Genomic DNA, 15,453 nt, shown 5'->3' with positions numbered 1-15,453 from the left:
GGAGACGGAAAAATGCGTATCAGCACCAGCATGATTTTCGATCAGGGGTCGTCGGCCATGAGCCGTAACGTCTCCGATCTGCTCAACACGCAGGCACAGCTCTCCTCGGGCAAGCGCGTGACCACGCCGAGCGACGATCCGCTCGCGTCGGCACAGGCCGTGGCCGTGTCGCAAGCCCAGGACATGAACAAGCAGTACGCGACGAACCGCGGTTCGGCGACGACGGCGCTCCAGCTCGAAGACCAGACGTTCGGCAGCATCGTCAACACGCTGCAACACGTGATGTCGCAAGTGATCGCCGCGGGCAGCCCGTCGCTCAACGACAATGATCGCTCGGCCATCGCCACCGATCTGCAGTCGAGCTACCAGCAGCTGCTCTCGCTGGCCAACACGACCGACGCGAACGGCCAGTACCTGTTCTCCGGCTTCATGGGCAGCTCGGCCGCCTACGTCGCCACGCCGACGGGTGCCAGCTACGCGGGCGACACCGGTCTTCGCTATGTGCAAGTGAGCAGCGGACGTCAGATTGCGATCAACGACATCGGCTCGAACATCTTCCAGGCGATTCAGCCGGCCACGGCCAGCACGGTGATCAGCGGCAGCCTGTCGAACACCGGCACGGCCACGTTCACGCCGGTCTCGACGACCGATGCGAGCAACGCGGGGGCCAATCACCAGTTCTCGATCAGCTTCGCCATCGACAATACGACCACGCCGCCGACCACGAACTACACGGTCAAGGATCTGACGGACACGACCGTAGCGGATGTGACGGGCGCGTACACGTCGGGCCAGCCGATCACGTTCGCCGGCAAGTCGGTGACGTTCACGGGCGCGCCGGCCACGGGCGACACCTACAACGTGAATCCGGCGGGCAAGTCCAGCACGAACGTGTTCGACAACCTGCAAGCGCTGATCAACACGCTCAAGACGCCGATCTCGGCGCAAGGTCAAGCCGGTTCGGCCAATCTGAGCAACGCGCTGACCACGTTCAACCAGATGTTCAGCAACACCTACGACAACGTGACGACCGTTCGCACGACCGTGGGCTCGCGCATGAACGAGATCTCGACGCTCAACGACATCGGCAGCGCCAACGATCTCGCTTACACGTCGCAGATGCAGGATCTGCTGGACGTGGACATCATTTCGGCGACGAGCCAGTTCGCGCAGCAGCAAGCCGCGCTGCAAGCGTCCCAGCAGACCTTCATTCAGACGCAGAAGCTCTCGCTGTTCAGCTTGCTCTGATCGCGAGATTGAGGGACACCAAAACAAAGCAGGCCACCTTCGGGTGGCCTGCTTTGTTTTGGGCGGCGGCGATTGCCGCCGGTGGACAGACCATTGGGGCTGCTTAGGCCTTTGGCACAAACGCAGCCGTCGCGCGCATCATCATGTCGATGCCGATGGACACGAAGTGGTCCATCACGGGCGCCAGGCGCGGCATCATCAGTTCGAGCACCACGAGACCGACGCCGAGCGTGAGCGGAAAGCCCACGGCGAAGATGTTCAGTTGCGGCGCGGCACGGTTCAGAATGCCGAGTGCGAGGTTACAGATCAGCAGCGCGGCGACGAGCGGCAGCGACAACATCAGCGCCAGCGTGAACAACTGCCCGCCGAGCATGGCGAGGTAATGCCAGCCGCCGACCGAGATCGGCGTGCCGGAGATCGGCAGCACCGTGAAGCTTTGCACCAGCGTGGCGTACATCACCAGATGCCCGTTCGTCGCGAGAAAGACGAGCATGATGACGACGTTGAGCAGCATGCCGAGCACGGCGGTACTGCCGTCGGCATTGGGATTGAGCAGCGTGGCGAAGGACAGGCCCATTTGCAGGCCAACGAAGTCGCCCGCCATGCTGACGGCGGAAAACACGAGTTGCATGCACCAGCCGAGCGCTGCGCCGATCATCATCTGCTGCGCGAGAATCCAGAGACCTTCCCACGAGAACGGCGAGACCGACGGTGCCGGACCGATGACCGGGGCCAGCGTGAGCGCGACGATACCCGCCAGCCCGATTTTCACGGTGCCGGGTACGCGCGAGTCGCCGAAGATCGGCGCGGTCATGGACAGCGAAAGCAGGCGGACGAACGGGAACAGGAACGTCGCAATGACGCTCGAGAGCTGGTCGTAAGTGAAGCTGATCAAGGCGCTGGCCGATGCGCCGGCTTACCCGACGAGGCCGGGAATGCCGGTGAGCAGCTGGCGCATGTAGTCGACCATCAGGTTGAGCATCCACGGGCCTGCGACCACGAGCGTGATGAACACGGCGAGCAGCTTGGGGATGAACGACAGCGTCATTTCGTTGATCTGCGTGGCGGCTTGAAACAGGCTCACGAGCAGACCTGAAACGAGCGCGACGATCAGCAGCGGCGCGGCGAGCAGCAGACAGACCTGCATGGCCTGATGGGCCAGCGCCATCACGGTTTCCGGCGTCATTTCGGTGGCCTCCCCGCTACGTCGTGAAGCTCTGGGCCAGCGAGCCCAGCAGCAGTTGCCAGCCGTCGACGACCACGAACAGCATCAGCTTGAACGGCAGTGAGACGGTGGACGGCGAGACCATCATCATCCCCATGGCCATCAGCACGCTGGCCACCACCAGATCGATGATCAGGAACGGGATGAAGATCGTGAAGCCGATCTGGAAGGCCGTCTTCAGTTCGCTGGTGGCGAAGGCGGGCACGAGAATGCGCATCGGCACATCTTCCGGACCGTTCATCGGCGGCGTCTTGGCGAGCTTGGCGAACAGGGCGAGGTCCGCTTCACGCGTTTGCTTGAGCATGAACGAGTGGAACGGCTTGGCGCCAGTGTCGATGGCCTGCTCGAAGCTGATCTTGTTCGCGGCGAACGGCTGGTAGGCGTTCGTGTAGACCTGATCGAACACGGGCGACATGACGAAGAAGGTCAGGAACAGCGCCAGGCCGATCAGGATCTGGTTCGGCGGCGAGGTCGTCACACCGATGGCATGACGCAGCAGCGAAAGCACGATGATGATGCGCGTGAAGGCGGTCATCATCAGCAACATCGCGGGCAGAAAGCCCAGCGACGTGAGCAGCAGCATCGTCTGCACGGACAGCGAGTACGTCTGTCCGCCGCCCGGCGATGGCGTCGTGGTGAAGGCAGGCAGCGTGGCCTGCGCGAAAGCGGAGACGGGCAGGGTCAGCCCGATCAGGCAAAGCAGGCACGCGAACAGCGCGAGCGCGAGACCCGGCTTCAGACCGGCCGTCGGACGGAAAATACGCACCGGGCCCGGTGCTTGTCCGGCCAGCAACACGCCGCGTGACATCAGGTGTCCTTTTTCATCGTTTCGCGCAGCTTTTGCGCAAAAGCTTGCGCGGCGCGGTTGGCTTGCGCACCCGGATGGGCGACGGCAGGGGCCGGTGATTCGGCGACATGATCGGCAACGCGGTCGGCGTCGATCACGTGAAGGCTGCGGACCTGACCCGGGGCAACGCCGAGCACGACCCAGTCACCCGCCACTTCCACGACCACCACACGTTCGCGCTGACCGACCGCCGCGCTACCCACGATGCGTACGTTGCTCCCGCCGAGCGGGCGTTGCAACCCGAAGCGCTTCGCGAGCCACGCCAGCCCGAAGAGCAGCGCCAGTACGAGCACGAGGCCGAAGCCCGTTTGCACGATACCCGCACCGCCGAGGCTCGGCACGGCCGCCGCTTGCGAAGCGGTGCCTTGCGCGTGAGCCATGGAGACGGGGAGGAGGGCCATGCCAGCAATAGCTGTGATTACGGCCAGACCGGTCGGAAGGGAGAGCGGACGCGCCAGCTTGCGAAGGGTGCACATCACACGATGCGTGGACGTCGGCCCGGCGGCGCTTGCCGCAGCGCGCCCCACGGGCGTGCCGCGGACTTTCAAAGCAATCATCGGTTGAGCTTACGGATGCGTTCGGATGGCGTGATGATATCAGTCAGGCGGATGCCGAACTTGTCGTTCACGACCACCACTTCGCCCTGGGCGATGAGGCAACCGTTGACCAGCACGTCCATCGGCTCGCCGGCCATGCCGTCGAGTTCCACCACGGAGCCTTGTGCGAGTTGCAGCAGGTTCTTGATGGCGATCTTGGTGCGGCCCAGCTCCACGGTCATCTGGACCGGGATGTCGAGGATCAGATCGATATCGTTGTGCGCGGCACCGGCCGGATTGCCGGCGGTCGCGGCGAGCGGCTGGAACACCGGGGCTGCCGCGGGTTGGGGTGCAGCGGCAGGTGCAGGCTCCGAAGCGGTCTGCTCGGCCATGGCACTGGCCCACTCGTCCGCCATGGCCTGGGCGTCTTCACCGGGCGTTTGAGGGGTATCGCTCATCACTCGTTGTCCTTGCTGTAATCGCTGTGCGAATGGTTGATCATCTGGTTCACGCGCAGCGCGTATTGACCATTGAAGACGCCGTAATTGCAGTGCATCACGGGCACGCCGTCGACCTTGGCTTCGAGCACCTCAGGTACGTCGAGCGGAATCACGTCGCCCACGCGCATGTTGAGCAGCTGCGAGAGCGTCATGTCGAACTGGGCGAGGTTCGTCACGATTTCCACGTCGGCGGCCTGCACCTGCTGCGAGAGCAGACGCACCCAGCGCTTGTCGACTTCGAGCGTCTCGCCTTGCAGCGGGCTCGAGAGCTGGTCGCGCATCGGCTCGATCATCGAGTACGGCATGCAGATGTGGAATTCGCCGCCCACCGAGCCGAACTCGATGTCGAACGTGGTCGTGACGACGACTTCGTTCGGCGTGGCGACGTTGGCGAACTGCGTGTGCATTTCGGCGCGCACGTATTCGAACTCGACCGGATACACCGGCTTCCACGACGCCCCGTAGTTCTCGAAGACGAGGTCGAGCAGGCGCGCGATGATGCGTTGCTCGGTCTGCGTGAAGTCGCGGCCTTCGACGCGCGTATGGAACCGGCCGTCGCCACCGAACAGGTTGTCCACCACGAGGAACACGAGGTTCGGATCGAACACGAACAGCGCCGTGCCGCGCAGCGGCTTGATGTGGACCAGGTTGAGGTTGGTCGGGACAGGCAGGTTGCGAATGAACTCGCTGTACTTCTGCACGCGCACCGGGCTGACCGAAATTTCGGCGCTGCGGCGCATGAAGTTGAACAGCGCAATGCGGAACAGTCGCGAGAAGCGGTCGTTGATGATTTCGAGCGTGGGCATGCGCCCGCGCACGATGCGCTCTTGCGTCGCGATGTTGTATGGCCGAATGCCGGAATGATCTTCCGACTCCGACCGTTCATCCTGTTCGCCGGTGACACCCTTTAGAAGGGCATCGACTTCTTCCTGCGACAGGAACTCCTCATGCGCCATGAATCACTCACTGAATTACAAACGCGGTGAACAGGACGTCGCCCACGGCTTGCTGCGGCATGTTGGCTGCGAACGGCTGTGCGACCAACGCGCGGATTTCGCTCGCCAGACGGCGCTTACCGTCGATCGTTGCGAGATCCTGCGGCTGCTTCGACGACAGCAACAACAACACTCGGCTGCGTACTTCGGGCATATGTTGCGTGATGCGGGCCTGCGTTTCGGCATCTGCCACCTTGAGCGAGAGGCCGATGTGCAGGTAACGCTCGCCGTCTTCGCCCGAGAGGTTCACCGTGAACGGATCCATGCCGACAAACACGGGCGGCGGCGGGGGCGGCGGTGCTTTGGCCGCTTCGCTACGTCCGGTCAGCAAATACACGGCCGTTGCCGCGCCGGCCGCTGCCATGAGCGCTACCGCCACGATCAACAGAATCCATTTGCGCATGCCCCCTCCGGAGGGAGCCGCGGCTTGCGTCGGTGCGGGATTTGCCATGTATTCGCCTGCTATTGGGTAGTGATTGTCGGCCAACCCGCCTGGGGGTGATCGGCCGAAAAGAAGGGACAATCGCGTCTAACTCGCGTCTTTGTCTTAACGGCAGAAAAACCCGCTTGCTTTAGGGTACTTTGCCGCCACACTGCGGCGCTGCTTCACGTCGTCGCAAGGTCGGCGACGGCGGGCAGCCCGCATGGCATGGCGATTTGCGCCGACTTCTGCGCCGCTCATACACCTGTTATGTACCTGTTATGAGGCCGGCGGCAGTCTCAGGAATACTTACGCGAACGTGTCCACAAAGCCGTTGCTCGCGCGCACGGGGACGTTCACGGTGGTGGCGATCGGGGCGTCGTCCGCCGTCTGGCCGAAGCCCGGCGTACCGCGTCCGTTGCCATTGCCGCTACCGTTCCCGCCGCCATTGCCGTTGGCGCTTTGCTGTGCGAAGGCTTGCTGCTGAGAGCTGTCGCTGCTCACGGTCGCATTGCCGAGCGCGATGCCATTGTTGGCAAGGCTGTCGCGCAATTGCGGGAGGGCGGCCTGAACGGCGTCGCGCACGGCGGCGTGTTGTGAGACGAACATGGCCTGTGCCGAGTCGTTCGCCACGTTTAGCACCACGTGCAGCGGGCCGAGATCGGGCGGATTCAGGCTCAGTTGGGCCGTCTGCGCATGGGCGCTGGAGAGCCACACCACCTGCTGCGAAAGCTGGTTGTTCCAGTCCTGCGTGCCGACGCGTGCGTTCAGTGCAAGGGCGGCAGGCAGGTTGGCCTGCGCCTGCAACTGCGGCTGGGCGTCGACGGCCGGGGTGGCGCTCTGGGCAGCCTGCACGGCAGCTTGCGACGCTGCGGTGGCGGCCTGCGAGGCGGCGTCGCGGTTGCCCTGCGCCAGTGCGTCGGCCATGCGTTGTTGTGCCTGCGCGTCGGTAGCGGCCACCGGCGTGGCGGCCTTCGCGTCCGTCGCCGCCGGCTGGGCCGTCGTTGCAGCGTGTGCGGTGGTGGCGTTCTTCGCCAGCGTGTCGAGTGAGATACCGCCCGTCGGGCTGGTCGTCGAGGCGGCCGGCGTGACGGTGCTCTTGACCGGCGCGCCGGTGTTGGCGGCAGTCGTCGCCGGCGTGGCATCCGCATTGGTGCCGGCCGGCGGCTGGCCGGTCAGTTGTGCGGCACCTGCGGCTTGCATTGCACCTGCGACGGCAGCGGTAATGGCTGCGCCGGTGCCCGGCTTGCCGTCGGTGGCCGTGGCGACCGCATCGCCCGTCGGCGTTGCCGGGGCAGGTGTGGCGGTTTGCAGCGGCGCGTTGTTCATCGCAGCGAGCGCGACGGCCAGTGCGGCGGCCGGATCGCCCGGGGCAGCAGTGGCCGTTTGCGTGTCGTCTTCCTCGTCCTTGCCATCGTCGGCGTTCGACGATTTCGAAGGCTTGTTCGAAGCGTTCGTTTGACCTGTCTGTCCCGTCTGGCCCGATTGCGCCGTCTGACCGGTTTGTCCGGACGACGCGTTTTCGGTCGACTTCGTGCTGCTCGACGAGCCGTTGGACGAATTCGTCTGACCGGCCTGCTGCGCGGCATTGTTATTCGCGCTGCTGGCCGAGGGCTGGACGGTCTGACGTGTTTGCTGCGAAAGCACCGTGGAGAACGGCAGCACGCTGGCGTCGTCGCTGCTCGACGAACCGGCGCGGTTCACGGCTTGCCGGGCAGCGCCGGCGGCATCGGTCAGGAAGCTCAGAATCGACATAGTGGGCTCCTCAATTCCTTCAAATCGGTGATTCGGCACGACGGCGCAGGCTGCGCGCGGCGTACTCGTCGTTTTCTTTCTGCTCGCGACGTGCCACACGCACAGCGGTGCGGGCTTCTTCGCGCGAGGCGAGCGTGCCGAAGGAGTTCAGGCGGCGTTGCTGTGCCTGCCATTCCCGGCGCGCGACGTTGAGACGCTCTTCCGCTTGCTGGAGCAGCATGGCCTGCTGTCCGATGGCGGTGTCGAGCGTATCGATGAATTGCTGGAAGTTGCGCCAGTCGCATCCCGCCATGCCCTGAATCGTTGCCGTCTGCATGCGCGTGCGGTACTCGTGACGATACTGACGCAGTGCTTCGAGCTGACGCTCGACTTCGGCGCGTTGCGTCTGACGCTCGCCAAGCAGGCGCGCAGCTTCGTCCACGTCCTTCTGGGCGAGTTCGATGAGCAACTTGAGGGGCAGGTTGGAATTCATGGCCGCCTCCAATTAGTGGAACAGTCCGCGCAACTGCTGCACGGCGTCCGGATAACTGGCCCGCTCGCGCATTCCCTGTTGCAGGAAGCCTTCGAGACGGGGATACAGCTCGATCGCCTGATCGAGCATCGGGTCGCTGCCCGGCGCGTACGCGCCCACGTTGATGAGGTCGCGGTTGCGCTGGTAGCGCGAAAGCATCTGCTTGAAGCGGCGCACCGTATCGAACTGCGCGTCGTCGATGAGCGCGGCCATCGCCCGGCTGATCGACTGTTCGATGTCGATGGCGGGGTAGTGACCCGACTCCGCGAGCTGACGCGAGAGCACGATGTGCCCGTCGAGAATGGCGCGGGCCGAGTCGGCGATGGGATCTTGCTGATCGTCACCTTCGGTCAGCACGGTGTAGAACGCCGTGATGGAACCGCCGCCGTCCGGACCGTTACCGGCACGCTCCACGAGCGCGGGCAGCTTGGCGAACACCGAGGGCGGATAGCCCTTCGTGGCAGGCGGCTCACCGATGGCCAGTGCGATTTCGCGTTGCGCCATCGCGTAACGGGTCAGCGAATCCATGATCAGCAGCACGTCTTTGCCCTGATCGCGGAAGTACTCGGCCAGCGTTGTGGCGTAGGCCGCGCCTTGCAGGCGCAGCAGCGGCGAGACGTCGGCCGGTGCGGCCACGACGACCGAGCGCGCCAGGCCGTCCGGCCCGAGAATGTTCTCGATGAAGTCTTTCACTTCGCGTCCGCGCTCGCCGATCAGTCCGACGACGATCACTTCGGCCTGCGTGAAGCGGGCCATCATGCCGAGCAGCACGCTCTTGCCGACGCCCGACCCTGCGAAGAGGCCCATGCGCTGACCGCGTCCCACGGTGAGCAGCGAGTTGATGGCGCGCACGCCGACATCGAGCACCGACTCGATGGGCGCGCGGCCCAGCGGATTGATCGGCACCGACGCGAGCGAGGCGCTGTCGGTCATGCCGAGCGGGCCGAAGTCGTCCAGCGGGCGACCTGCGGCATCGACCACGCGGCCGAGCAGGGCTTCGCCCACGGGCAGACGTTTGCCGTTGTGACGTTGCGACGGGAGCGGGCCGTCCGCAGCGGGTTCCATCGGGAACACGCGCGCACCGGGCAGCAGGCCGGCAACTTCCGTTTGCGGCATGAGGAACAGGCGGTCGCCACCGAAGCCGACGACTTCCGCTTCCGCCGTGGCGGGTTCGCGCGAGGCGTCGTGAACCGGCAGTTCGATCAGGCAGCCCGCACCGACCGGCAAGCGCAGGCCGACGGCTTCGAGCACCAGACCGGCGGCGCGCGTGAGGCGACCGCAGCGGCGTGTCGGCTCGACGGCGTGTACGTGCGCGATGCGCTCGCGCAACGTGTTCTGCCAGCGGCGCAGGTGGGCATCGCGCGCGAGTTCGCGGGCGTTCAGTGCGTTGTGCGGTTGTTGTGCTGCGGTAGCCGACGTGCCAACATCGGTCTCGGGCGTTGCTTGCGCTGAGGTGTCGTCACTGGCTTGTGCGGCAGCTTCGACGTCGGTCTCAGCGTCGTGATCGTGATCGTCGGGCTGCAACGCACCGGCTTGCACCGTGTGCGTGTCGATCTCATCCCACAACCGCACGGAAGGCGTGGTGCCGTCGTTCGCCGGGGCGGGCGTGGACGGCGTCGCCTCGTCATGCGGATGCTCGGTGCTGGGCAGCACCGGCGCATGTGCGGAGAGCGGGGTGAGTTCGGCGTTCACCATGGCAGATCCTTGCCCAGTGCCGCCATGACGCGCTGCCAGCGGGTCGCGATGGTCGCATCGACTTCGCCGCTTGCGGCTTCGGCCTTGCAGCCGCCGCGCTCAATGGTGGGATCGGCGCGCACGGTCCAGCCGGCGGCACGGAGTTCTGCGCCGACATGCGATTCGACGAGTTCGACGTCTTCCGGATTGAGCAGCAGACGCGGGGAGCCCGTGAGCGGATCGTTGGCCAGCAGATCGCGCACGATCGGCAGCAGCGTTTCCGGACGAATGGCGAGTGTCTGATGCAATGCCTGACGCGCGATGTCGAGCGCCAGTCCGAGCAACGGTTCGGCGACTTCACGGTCGATGGCGTTCACGGCGTTGCCGAAGCCATGCGCGATATCCGCGAGTTGTGCGGCACGCGTGTCGACTTCTTGCTTTCCCTCGGCCTGGCCTGCGGCATAACCTTGCGCATGACCGGCAGCGTAGCCTTCGGCGTGTCCGGCGGCGCGTGCTTCTTCGCGCCACGCGGCAATTTGTTCGACGAGTGCAGGATCGTCCAGCGGGCTGGGCGGTTGCGGCGGCGGCGGGGCCGGGGGCGGCGGCGGGTCGAACGACGCCATCTCCCAGCGTTGCCAGGCGGAGAGGCGTTCCTTCGGGATGATGGTCGACATACGCGCGGGCCCCGTTCCGTTAGACGTACGCGTCGTCGCCGCGGCCGCCGATCATGATGGCGCCCTGATCGGCCAGGCGCCGCACGACTTGCAGCACCTTCTTCTGTTCGGCTTCGACTTCCGAGACACGGACCGGACCGCGCGATTCGAGGTCTTCGCGCAACAGTTCGGCCGCACGGGCCGACATGTTCTTGAAGAACTTCTCGCGCAGCTCGGACGGTGCACCCTTGAGTGCGATGATGAGCGACTCGGACTCGATTTCCTTGAGCAGCACCTGAATGCTGCGGTCTTCCACGTCGAGCAGGTTTTCGAACACGAACATCTCTTCGACGATCTTCGCCGCGAGGTCCGAGTCGTAGTTGCGCACGGCTTCGATGACCGATTCTTCGTGCACGCCGCCCAGATAGTTAAGGATTTCTGCCGCCGTGCGCACGCCACCCATCGGGCTGCGCTTGATGTTCTCGCTGCCCGAAAGCAGTTTGGTCAGCACGTCGTTGAGTTCGCGCAGCGCGGCCGGCTGGATACCGTCGAGCGTGGCGATACGCAGCACCACGTCGTTACGCAGACGCTCCGTGAAGAGCGCGAGGACTTCCGACGCCTGATCGCGGTCGAGGTGCACCAGAATCGTCGCGATGATCTGCGGGTGCTCGTGGCGGATCAGTTCGGCCACGGCCGTCGAGTCCATCCACTTCAGGCCTTCGATACCGCTCGTATCGCCGCCCTGCAGAATGCGTTCGATCAGGCCCGCGGCCTTGTCGTTACCCAGCGCCTTGTTGAGCACCGAGCGAATGTATTCGGACGAATCGAGCGACAGCGCCGAATGCTGCTCCGCTTCGAGCACGAAGTCCTGCAGCACGTCGGCGATCTGATCGCGCGTGACCTGTCTAAGCTGAGCCATCGCTGCGCCGAGCTTCTGCACTTCACGCGGCGCGAGGTACTTGAAGACCTCCGCCGCTTCATCTTCGCCCAGCGACATCAGGAGGATGGCGCTGCGTTGGAGTCCCTCAGCCGCGCTCATCGCCACCACCCACCCATGCTTTGACTACCGTTGCCACGATCTTCGGATCCTGTCGCGCCACCTGACGCGCGTACTGCAAGTTACGTTCGTAAGCGCTGAGTTCGCCGCGCTTGCCGGCTTCGCCGTCTGCGCCTTCACCTTCACCGCCCTCGGCGCCTGCTGCGCCGCCCGCACCACCTGCGCCTGCCATCGTCGGCTCGGCCGGCGGCGGCGGGGTCAGGTGCTTGCGGATGGCCGGGCGAATCACGCCGAACCACAGATAGAGACCGATCAGGCCGATCAGCACCCACTTGCCGACTTGCTTGGCCAGTTCGATGTTCTGACGCTGACGCCACCACGGCAGGTTCGCTTCCGGATCTTCTTCGACCGTGAATGCGCTGTTGACGATGTTGATCGTGTCGCCGCGCTGGCCGGAGAAGCCGATGGCCTCCTTCGAGAGATTCTGGATCTGGTCGAGCTGGGCTTGCGTGAGCGCCACCATCGCGGGCTTGCCCTTGGCGTCGGTGCCCGGACGGTAGTTCACGACAATCGCTGCCGACAGACGCTTGAGGCCGCCGGTCGCCTGCTGCACGTGACGAATCGTGCGGTCGACTTCGTAATTGGTCGTGGCGTCCTTGCGGTCGCTGCGCGGGCCTTGCGGGGCGCTGGCGGCGCTGGCCGGGTTGGCACCCTGCTGGGCGAACTGCTGTTGTTGCTGTTGCTGCGTGATCGGCGCGGTGGCCTGACCCGGCGGCTGGTTCGACAGCGCACCCGGCACACCACCGGCGGCGTTCGCGCCGATCTGCGAGGCTTCGCTGCTTTGCTGGCTGCGAACGGCTTGTTCGCCCGAGTTCGGCTTGTAGTTTTCGGACGTCTGCTCGACCTGGTTGAAGTCGACGTCTGCCGTCACCTGCGCATGGACGTTGCCCGGCCCGACGATCGGGTTCAGGATCGCCTCGATGCGGCGTGCGTAGGACTGTTCGAGTTCGCGGACGTACTTGAGCTGGCTGGCGTCCAGACCCAGCGCATTACCGCTTTGGGCGGAGAGCAGATTGCCGTTCTGGTCCAGCACCGTCACGTTCTTGACGGGCAGTTCCGGCACGCTCGACGCCACCATGTGCACGATGGCGCTCACCTGCGCATCGTCGAGCACACGGCCCGGGTAGAGCGTGACCAGCACCGAGGCGCTCGGCTTTTGCTGTTCGCGCACGAACACCGACGGCTTCGGGATCGCGAGGTGCACGCGGGCAGCCGACACGGCGGAAAGCGATTCGACCGAGCGGGCGAGTTCGCCTTCGAGGGCGCGCTGGTAATTGACCTGTTCGGCGAACTGGCTGATACCGAACTTTTGGTTGTCCATCAGTTCGAAGCCGACCAGACCGCCCTTGGGCAGGCCTTGGGAGGCCAGACGCAGACGCACGTCGTGCACCTGTTCGGACGGCACCAGAATGGCCCCGCCGCCCTCGGCGAACTTGTACGGCACGTTCATCTGCTGGAGCGACGTGATGATGGCACCCCCGTCGCGATCGCTCAGGTTGCTGTACAGCACCTTGTAGTCGGGGGCACGGCTCCACAGGAAGACGGCGATCAGCAATGCGACGATGGCCGCGCCGCCGATGAGCAACGGCAGGCGCTCACGCGAGCGTAGCTGCGCGAGCAGGGGCGGCTTGGCGGCGGCGTCAGCCGTCTGGGTGGCGGCGTTCATGCGCGGCTCCACGCCAGGGGCGTTGTGATGACGGTCATCGCGGTGGAAGTGCTCACTAACATGCGACAGAATTCTCCGGGTACGCGTGGCATCGGGCGCGCATCCTCAAGTTGCTAAGGATTGGAAAGAAACTTGGTGCGGGTGCGCACGATGCCGATGGTCCTGATTATTCGATGGCGAATGTGGAATCGTTCTAAGGATTAGGCGGGTCTTTTCCCGTTAATTAAGCTATTGAGGGCTTGCCAAGGGGTGGTAAGCTCCGACGTGACTGATAAAAGGCAATCCGGTGGGTTCGGCGGGTGTTTCGCGGGCTGCCGGGGTTGTTGTATCGACGCATCGACATAAGCAAGGACAAGCACAATGGCCATTCCGGGGATCGAATCGGTACTGCAAAAGCTGGGCGGCGTAGCGTCGCAGGCGGCGGGCTCGATCATGGGCACGTCCAGTGTCGGCGCGGGTGCCGCGTCGAAGACGGGCGGTTTCGCGTCTGAACTGGAAGCGTCGCTCAAGCGCGTGTCGGCATCGCAGAACGGTGCCGAAGCGCAGGCCAAGGCCTTCGAAATGGGCGAGCCGGGCGTGGCGCTGAACGACGTGATGGTCGACCTGCAAAAAGCCAACATCGGCTTCCAGATGAGCCTGCAAGTGCGCAACAAGCTCGTTTCGGCCTACACAACCGTCATGAATATGCAGGTTTGATGGCTGGCTGAATGGCTGTCGAGAAAGCCCCGTCTTTGACGGGGCTTTTTTATTGCCTCCTGCTAGATCGCCGACATCGAAGGGTTACGCCTGAACCGAGAAGTCCATATCGTTCAGGGGACTGAGATATGTCACCTCGAACATTCGTTCTGCGTAGCCTGTTGCCTCGCTGCTGAGTTGCCCAAGGATCTCGGGCAGGCCTGTTCCAATCACCGTGACAGGTAGGCCCTTTTGGTTACATCGGTGAAGGGCGTAAAGCAGCGAGACCTTCTCGTATCTGGACATCAGGTGCATGTCGTCGATAACGATGGCGAGTACTGATTTTGCCGCCTGCGCAGCAAGTCCCACCTGCGCCAATAGCGCACACAGATCAACTTCCAGGCGGCCGAAAAACGGGAGCGCCAATTCGAACGAGTCGAGATACGCGCCATCAATCTCGCCATATGGGACCTTCATGCGATGCACAAAACGCGCAAGCTCGTTCAAGCCAAGCGCGACTTCGTCGCGTGCGGCGGGCACCTTGCTTAAGCGCGTGAGCACCATATGAATCAAAGGGACCAGTTGATCGGAAAGCTTGCAGCTCCCAGGCATCGGTATGCAGATGGTCATGGCACCTAGATGCTCGATATCCCGATGCAAGCGGTCAAGCATTGCTGATTTACCAGCATCGTAGGTGCCGACAAGCAGTTGTGCATTCGAATGGCGGCCCAGACGCAGTCGTTCAATGCAGATACGAACTTCCTCTCGGATATCTTCGTGTTGGGTAAAGGCGAGGCGGTTCGCCGACGTTTCAGAGGGATGTGGACTTTGCACGTTTTCCATTGAGAAGAGAGATGTAGCTAATTCCGGTCAACGCCAAAGTTGAGCACCGTGCAGAAATCGCATGATTTCGATGCGTGACAGATCCACTCGATGGCGATAGATCGCGAGATATGGCGTCCGTCGTATAAGGAATTCACGAGTCCGCAAGACACGGCCAAGTCGACCTAGGCTTGGGTAACGTTGAAACCACAGCACTTGCGCGGAGACCTCGCGAGACTGGCGACCCGCGGCTGCGGCATTTTTCGGCAACAAATACCGATAGGCGTCATAACGTTCGTTCGCTGCACGGCGTGTCCAGACGATCGGGATCACTCGTGATTGCCCTCGGTCAGGTTTCTGGTCGCTTCCTCGACCTCTTCGTTAGCAATCCACTCAGTGTCGGGAGCATCCGCCTCGCGAACGGCTTCCTGAATCGCCTGCAAGACCCAGTTGTCGTAGTCCGCCGCGCGTAACGCCGAAGGATTCGGGATCACGGAGAATTCGGAAATGCCGACGACGAGCAGGAAATCCGAGACATCGCTCAACGTTGCAAAGGTTCTTGGGGCAGTTGACGTTGTATCCGCCAGCAATCGAATCTCATCGTCGACGATGACTTCGAGTCGCCAGAATTCCGCTTCCGACACCGCGAACACACCGGACTTCTCTGCGGCGATCCAATCGAGAAACGCGTCGTGCGAGAGCGTCGGCATAGGCGGCGAAATGAAATGTGAGGCGCAGGGCATTGCGCCGGACCGACGAGCGTCGGTAAAGGTGGTGAGTTGCATGGTCTTCCGTCAAAGCGATCAGTGGACACGGGCGTTCCGCGTGAACACCCGAAGACTCATGCTATTGACCATCCGCGAACGAT

18 protein-coding genes are annotated in these 15,453 nt (G+C 63.8%); 2 read left to right on the top strand and 16 right to left on the bottom strand.

Annotation, left to right across the window (positions count from 1 at the left end):
* Window positions 1–12: 12 nt before the first annotated feature.
* Window positions 13–1,248: a flagellar hook-associated protein FlgL gene (gene flgL / locus PAQ31011_RS23335; protein ID WP_150578054.1), complete on the top strand. Its 1,236-nt coding sequence runs from the start codon at window positions 13–15 to the stop codon at window positions 1,246–1,248.
* 103 nt (window positions 1,249–1,351) lie between these two features.
* Here the strand turns inward: flgL and fliR are convergent, their stop codons facing one another.
* The 13 genes from fliR to fliF form a co-directional block, all read right to left on the bottom strand.
* Window positions 1,352–2,143 (bottom strand): flagellar biosynthetic protein FliR, encoded by a 792-nt coding sequence (gene fliR / locus PAQ31011_RS23330; protein ID WP_150578053.1) that lies wholly within the window; start codon window positions 2,141–2,143, stop codon window positions 1,352–1,354.
* Window positions 2,144–2,164: 21 nt separating this feature from the next.
* Window positions 2,165–2,434 (bottom strand): flagellar biosynthesis protein FliQ, encoded by a 270-nt coding sequence (gene fliQ / locus PAQ31011_RS23325; RefSeq protein ID WP_039394013.1) that lies wholly within the window; start codon window positions 2,432–2,434, stop codon window positions 2,165–2,167.
* Between the two features lie 16 nt (window positions 2,435–2,450).
* Window positions 2,451–3,281: a flagellar type III secretion system pore protein FliP gene (gene fliP / locus PAQ31011_RS23320; protein ID WP_150578052.1), complete on the bottom strand. Its 831-nt coding sequence runs from the start codon at window positions 3,279–3,281 to the stop codon at window positions 2,451–2,453.
* Complete coding sequence (gene fliO, locus PAQ31011_RS23315) at window positions 3,281–3,877, bottom strand: flagellar biosynthetic protein FliO (RefSeq protein ID WP_246179748.1); 597 nt, start codon at window positions 3,875–3,877, stop codon at window positions 3,281–3,283. The genes fliP and fliO overlap by 1 nt, the downstream gene beginning before the upstream one ends.
* Window positions 3,874–4,314, bottom strand: a complete 441-nt coding sequence (gene fliN / locus PAQ31011_RS23310; RefSeq protein ID WP_039394006.1) for a flagellar motor switch protein FliN — start codon at window positions 4,312–4,314, stop codon at window positions 3,874–3,876. The genes fliO and fliN overlap by 4 nt, the downstream gene beginning before the upstream one ends.
* Window positions 4,314–5,312, bottom strand: coding sequence for a flagellar motor switch protein FliM (fliM, locus tag PAQ31011_RS23305; protein WP_039394002.1), 999 nt, complete (start codon window positions 5,310–5,312; stop codon window positions 4,314–4,316). Before fliM ends, fliN begins: the two co-directional genes overlap by 1 nt.
* 7 nt (window positions 5,313–5,319) lie before the next feature.
* Entirely contained in the window at window positions 5,320–5,754 is a 435-nt protein-coding gene (gene fliL, locus PAQ31011_RS23300) for a flagellar basal body-associated protein FliL (protein ID WP_231965115.1), read from the bottom strand.
* A gap of 327 nt (window positions 5,755–6,081) precedes the next feature.
* Window positions 6,082–7,527 (bottom strand): flagellar hook-length control protein FliK, encoded by a 1,446-nt coding sequence (locus PAQ31011_RS23295; RefSeq protein WP_150578051.1) that lies wholly within the window; start codon window positions 7,525–7,527, stop codon window positions 6,082–6,084.
* A gap of 19 nt (window positions 7,528–7,546) precedes the next feature.
* Complete coding sequence (fliJ, locus tag PAQ31011_RS23290; protein ID WP_150578050.1) at window positions 7,547–7,999, bottom strand: flagellar export protein FliJ; 453 nt, start codon at window positions 7,997–7,999, stop codon at window positions 7,547–7,549.
* Window positions 8,000–8,011: 12 nt separating this feature from the next.
* The gene (fliI, locus tag PAQ31011_RS23285; RefSeq protein ID WP_246179747.1) at window positions 8,012–9,733 is read right to left on the bottom strand and encodes a flagellar protein export ATPase FliI; all 1,722 of its coding nucleotides are present in this window, start codon (window positions 9,731–9,733) and stop codon (window positions 8,012–8,014) included.
* Complete coding sequence (gene fliH, locus PAQ31011_RS23280) at window positions 9,727–10,386, bottom strand: flagellar assembly protein FliH (RefSeq protein WP_150578049.1); 660 nt, start codon at window positions 10,384–10,386, stop codon at window positions 9,727–9,729. Before fliH ends, fliI begins: the two co-directional genes overlap by 7 nt.
* 19 nt (window positions 10,387–10,405) lie before the next feature.
* Complete coding sequence (gene fliG, locus PAQ31011_RS23275; RefSeq protein WP_039393995.1) at window positions 10,406–11,404, bottom strand: flagellar motor switch protein FliG; 999 nt, start codon at window positions 11,402–11,404, stop codon at window positions 10,406–10,408.
* A complete protein-coding gene (fliF, locus tag PAQ31011_RS23270) occupies window positions 11,391–13,088 on the bottom strand; it encodes a flagellar basal-body MS-ring/collar protein FliF (RefSeq protein WP_150578048.1) in 1,698 nt (565 codons plus the stop codon). The genes fliG and fliF overlap by 14 nt, the downstream gene beginning before the upstream one ends.
* A 360-nt stretch (window positions 13,089–13,448) precedes the next feature.
* On the opposite strand from fliF, the gene fliE reads away from it, so the two are divergent.
* Window positions 13,449–13,784 (top strand): flagellar hook-basal body complex protein FliE, encoded by a 336-nt coding sequence (gene fliE, locus PAQ31011_RS23265; protein WP_150578047.1) that lies wholly within the window; start codon window positions 13,449–13,451, stop codon window positions 13,782–13,784.
* 84 nt (window positions 13,785–13,868) lie between these two features.
* On the opposite strand, the gene PAQ31011_RS23260 is transcribed toward fliE, so the two are convergent.
* From PAQ31011_RS23260 to PAQ31011_RS23250, 3 genes are read right to left on the bottom strand one after another with little or no spacing between them, the layout of a single operon-like run.
* Window positions 13,869–14,606, bottom strand: a complete 738-nt coding sequence (locus PAQ31011_RS23260) for a P-loop NTPase family protein (protein WP_150578046.1) — start codon at window positions 14,604–14,606, stop codon at window positions 13,869–13,871.
* 27 nt (window positions 14,607–14,633) lie between these two features.
* The gene (locus tag PAQ31011_RS27035) at window positions 14,634–14,918 is read right to left on the bottom strand and encodes a type II toxin-antitoxin system RelE/ParE family toxin (protein ID WP_150578045.1); all 285 of its coding nucleotides are present in this window, start codon (window positions 14,916–14,918) and stop codon (window positions 14,634–14,636) included.
* Window positions 14,915–15,370, bottom strand: coding sequence for a hypothetical protein (locus PAQ31011_RS23250; RefSeq protein WP_150578044.1), 456 nt, complete (start codon window positions 15,368–15,370; stop codon window positions 14,915–14,917). The genes PAQ31011_RS27035 and PAQ31011_RS23250 overlap by 4 nt, the downstream gene beginning before the upstream one ends.
* Window positions 15,371–15,453: the final 83 nt, after the last annotated feature.

This window comes from Pandoraea aquatica (genome assembly GCF_902459565.1).
GTDB lineage: Bacteria > Pseudomonadota > Gammaproteobacteria > Burkholderiales > Burkholderiaceae > Pandoraea > Pandoraea aquatica.
This window is presented reverse-complemented; position numbering and strand designations above follow the sequence as displayed.

What these genes read in the sequence shown, in the direction of transcription:
- flgL (WP_150578054.1), top strand. Translation starts at nt 13, where the DNA reads ATGCGTATCAGCACCAGCATGATTTTCGATCAGGGGTCGTCGGCCATG.
- fliQ (WP_039394013.1), bottom strand. Translation starts at nt 2,434, where the DNA reads ATGACGCCGGAAACCGTGATGGCGCTGGCCCATCAGGCCATGCAGGTC.
- fliP (WP_150578052.1), bottom strand. Translation starts at nt 3,281, where the DNA reads ATGTCACGCGGCGTGTTGCTGGCCGGACAAGCACCGGGCCCGGTGCGT.
- fliO (WP_246179748.1), bottom strand. Translation starts at nt 3,877, where the DNA reads ATGATTGCTTTGAAAGTCCGCGGCACGCCCGTGGGGCGCGCTGCGGCA.
- fliN (WP_039394006.1), bottom strand. Translation starts at nt 4,314, where the DNA reads ATGAGCGATACCCCTCAAACGCCCGGTGAAGACGCCCAGGCCATGGCG.
- fliM (WP_039394002.1), bottom strand. Translation starts at nt 5,312, where the DNA reads ATGGCGCATGAGGAGTTCCTGTCGCAGGAAGAAGTCGATGCCCTTCTA.
- fliL (WP_231965115.1), bottom strand. Translation starts at nt 5,754, where the DNA reads ATGCGCAAATGGATTCTGTTGATCGTGGCGGTAGCGCTCATGGCAGCG.
- PAQ31011_RS23295 (WP_150578051.1), bottom strand. Translation starts at nt 7,527, where the DNA reads ATGTCGATTCTGAGCTTCCTGACCGATGCCGCCGGCGCTGCCCGGCAA.
- fliJ (WP_150578050.1), bottom strand. Translation starts at nt 7,999, where the DNA reads ATGAATTCCAACCTGCCCCTCAAGTTGCTCATCGAACTCGCCCAGAAG.
- fliI (WP_246179747.1), bottom strand. Translation starts at nt 9,733, where the DNA reads ATGGTGAACGCCGAACTCACCCCGCTCTCCGCACATGCGCCGGTGCTG.
- fliH (WP_150578049.1), bottom strand. Translation starts at nt 10,386, where the DNA reads ATGTCGACCATCATCCCGAAGGAACGCCTCTCCGCCTGGCAACGCTGG.
- fliG (WP_039393995.1), bottom strand. Translation starts at nt 11,404, where the DNA reads ATGAGCGCGGCTGAGGGACTCCAACGCAGCGCCATCCTCCTGATGTCG.
- fliF (WP_150578048.1), bottom strand. Translation starts at nt 13,088, where the DNA reads ATGAACGCCGCCACCCAGACGGCTGACGCCGCCGCCAAGCCGCCCCTG.
- fliE (WP_150578047.1), top strand. Translation starts at nt 13,449, where the DNA reads ATGGCCATTCCGGGGATCGAATCGGTACTGCAAAAGCTGGGCGGCGTA.
- PAQ31011_RS23260 (WP_150578046.1), bottom strand. Translation starts at nt 14,606, where the DNA reads ATGGAAAACGTGCAAAGTCCACATCCCTCTGAAACGTCGGCGAACCGC.
- PAQ31011_RS23250 (WP_150578044.1), bottom strand. Translation starts at nt 15,370, where the DNA reads ATGCAACTCACCACCTTTACCGACGCTCGTCGGTCCGGCGCAATGCCC.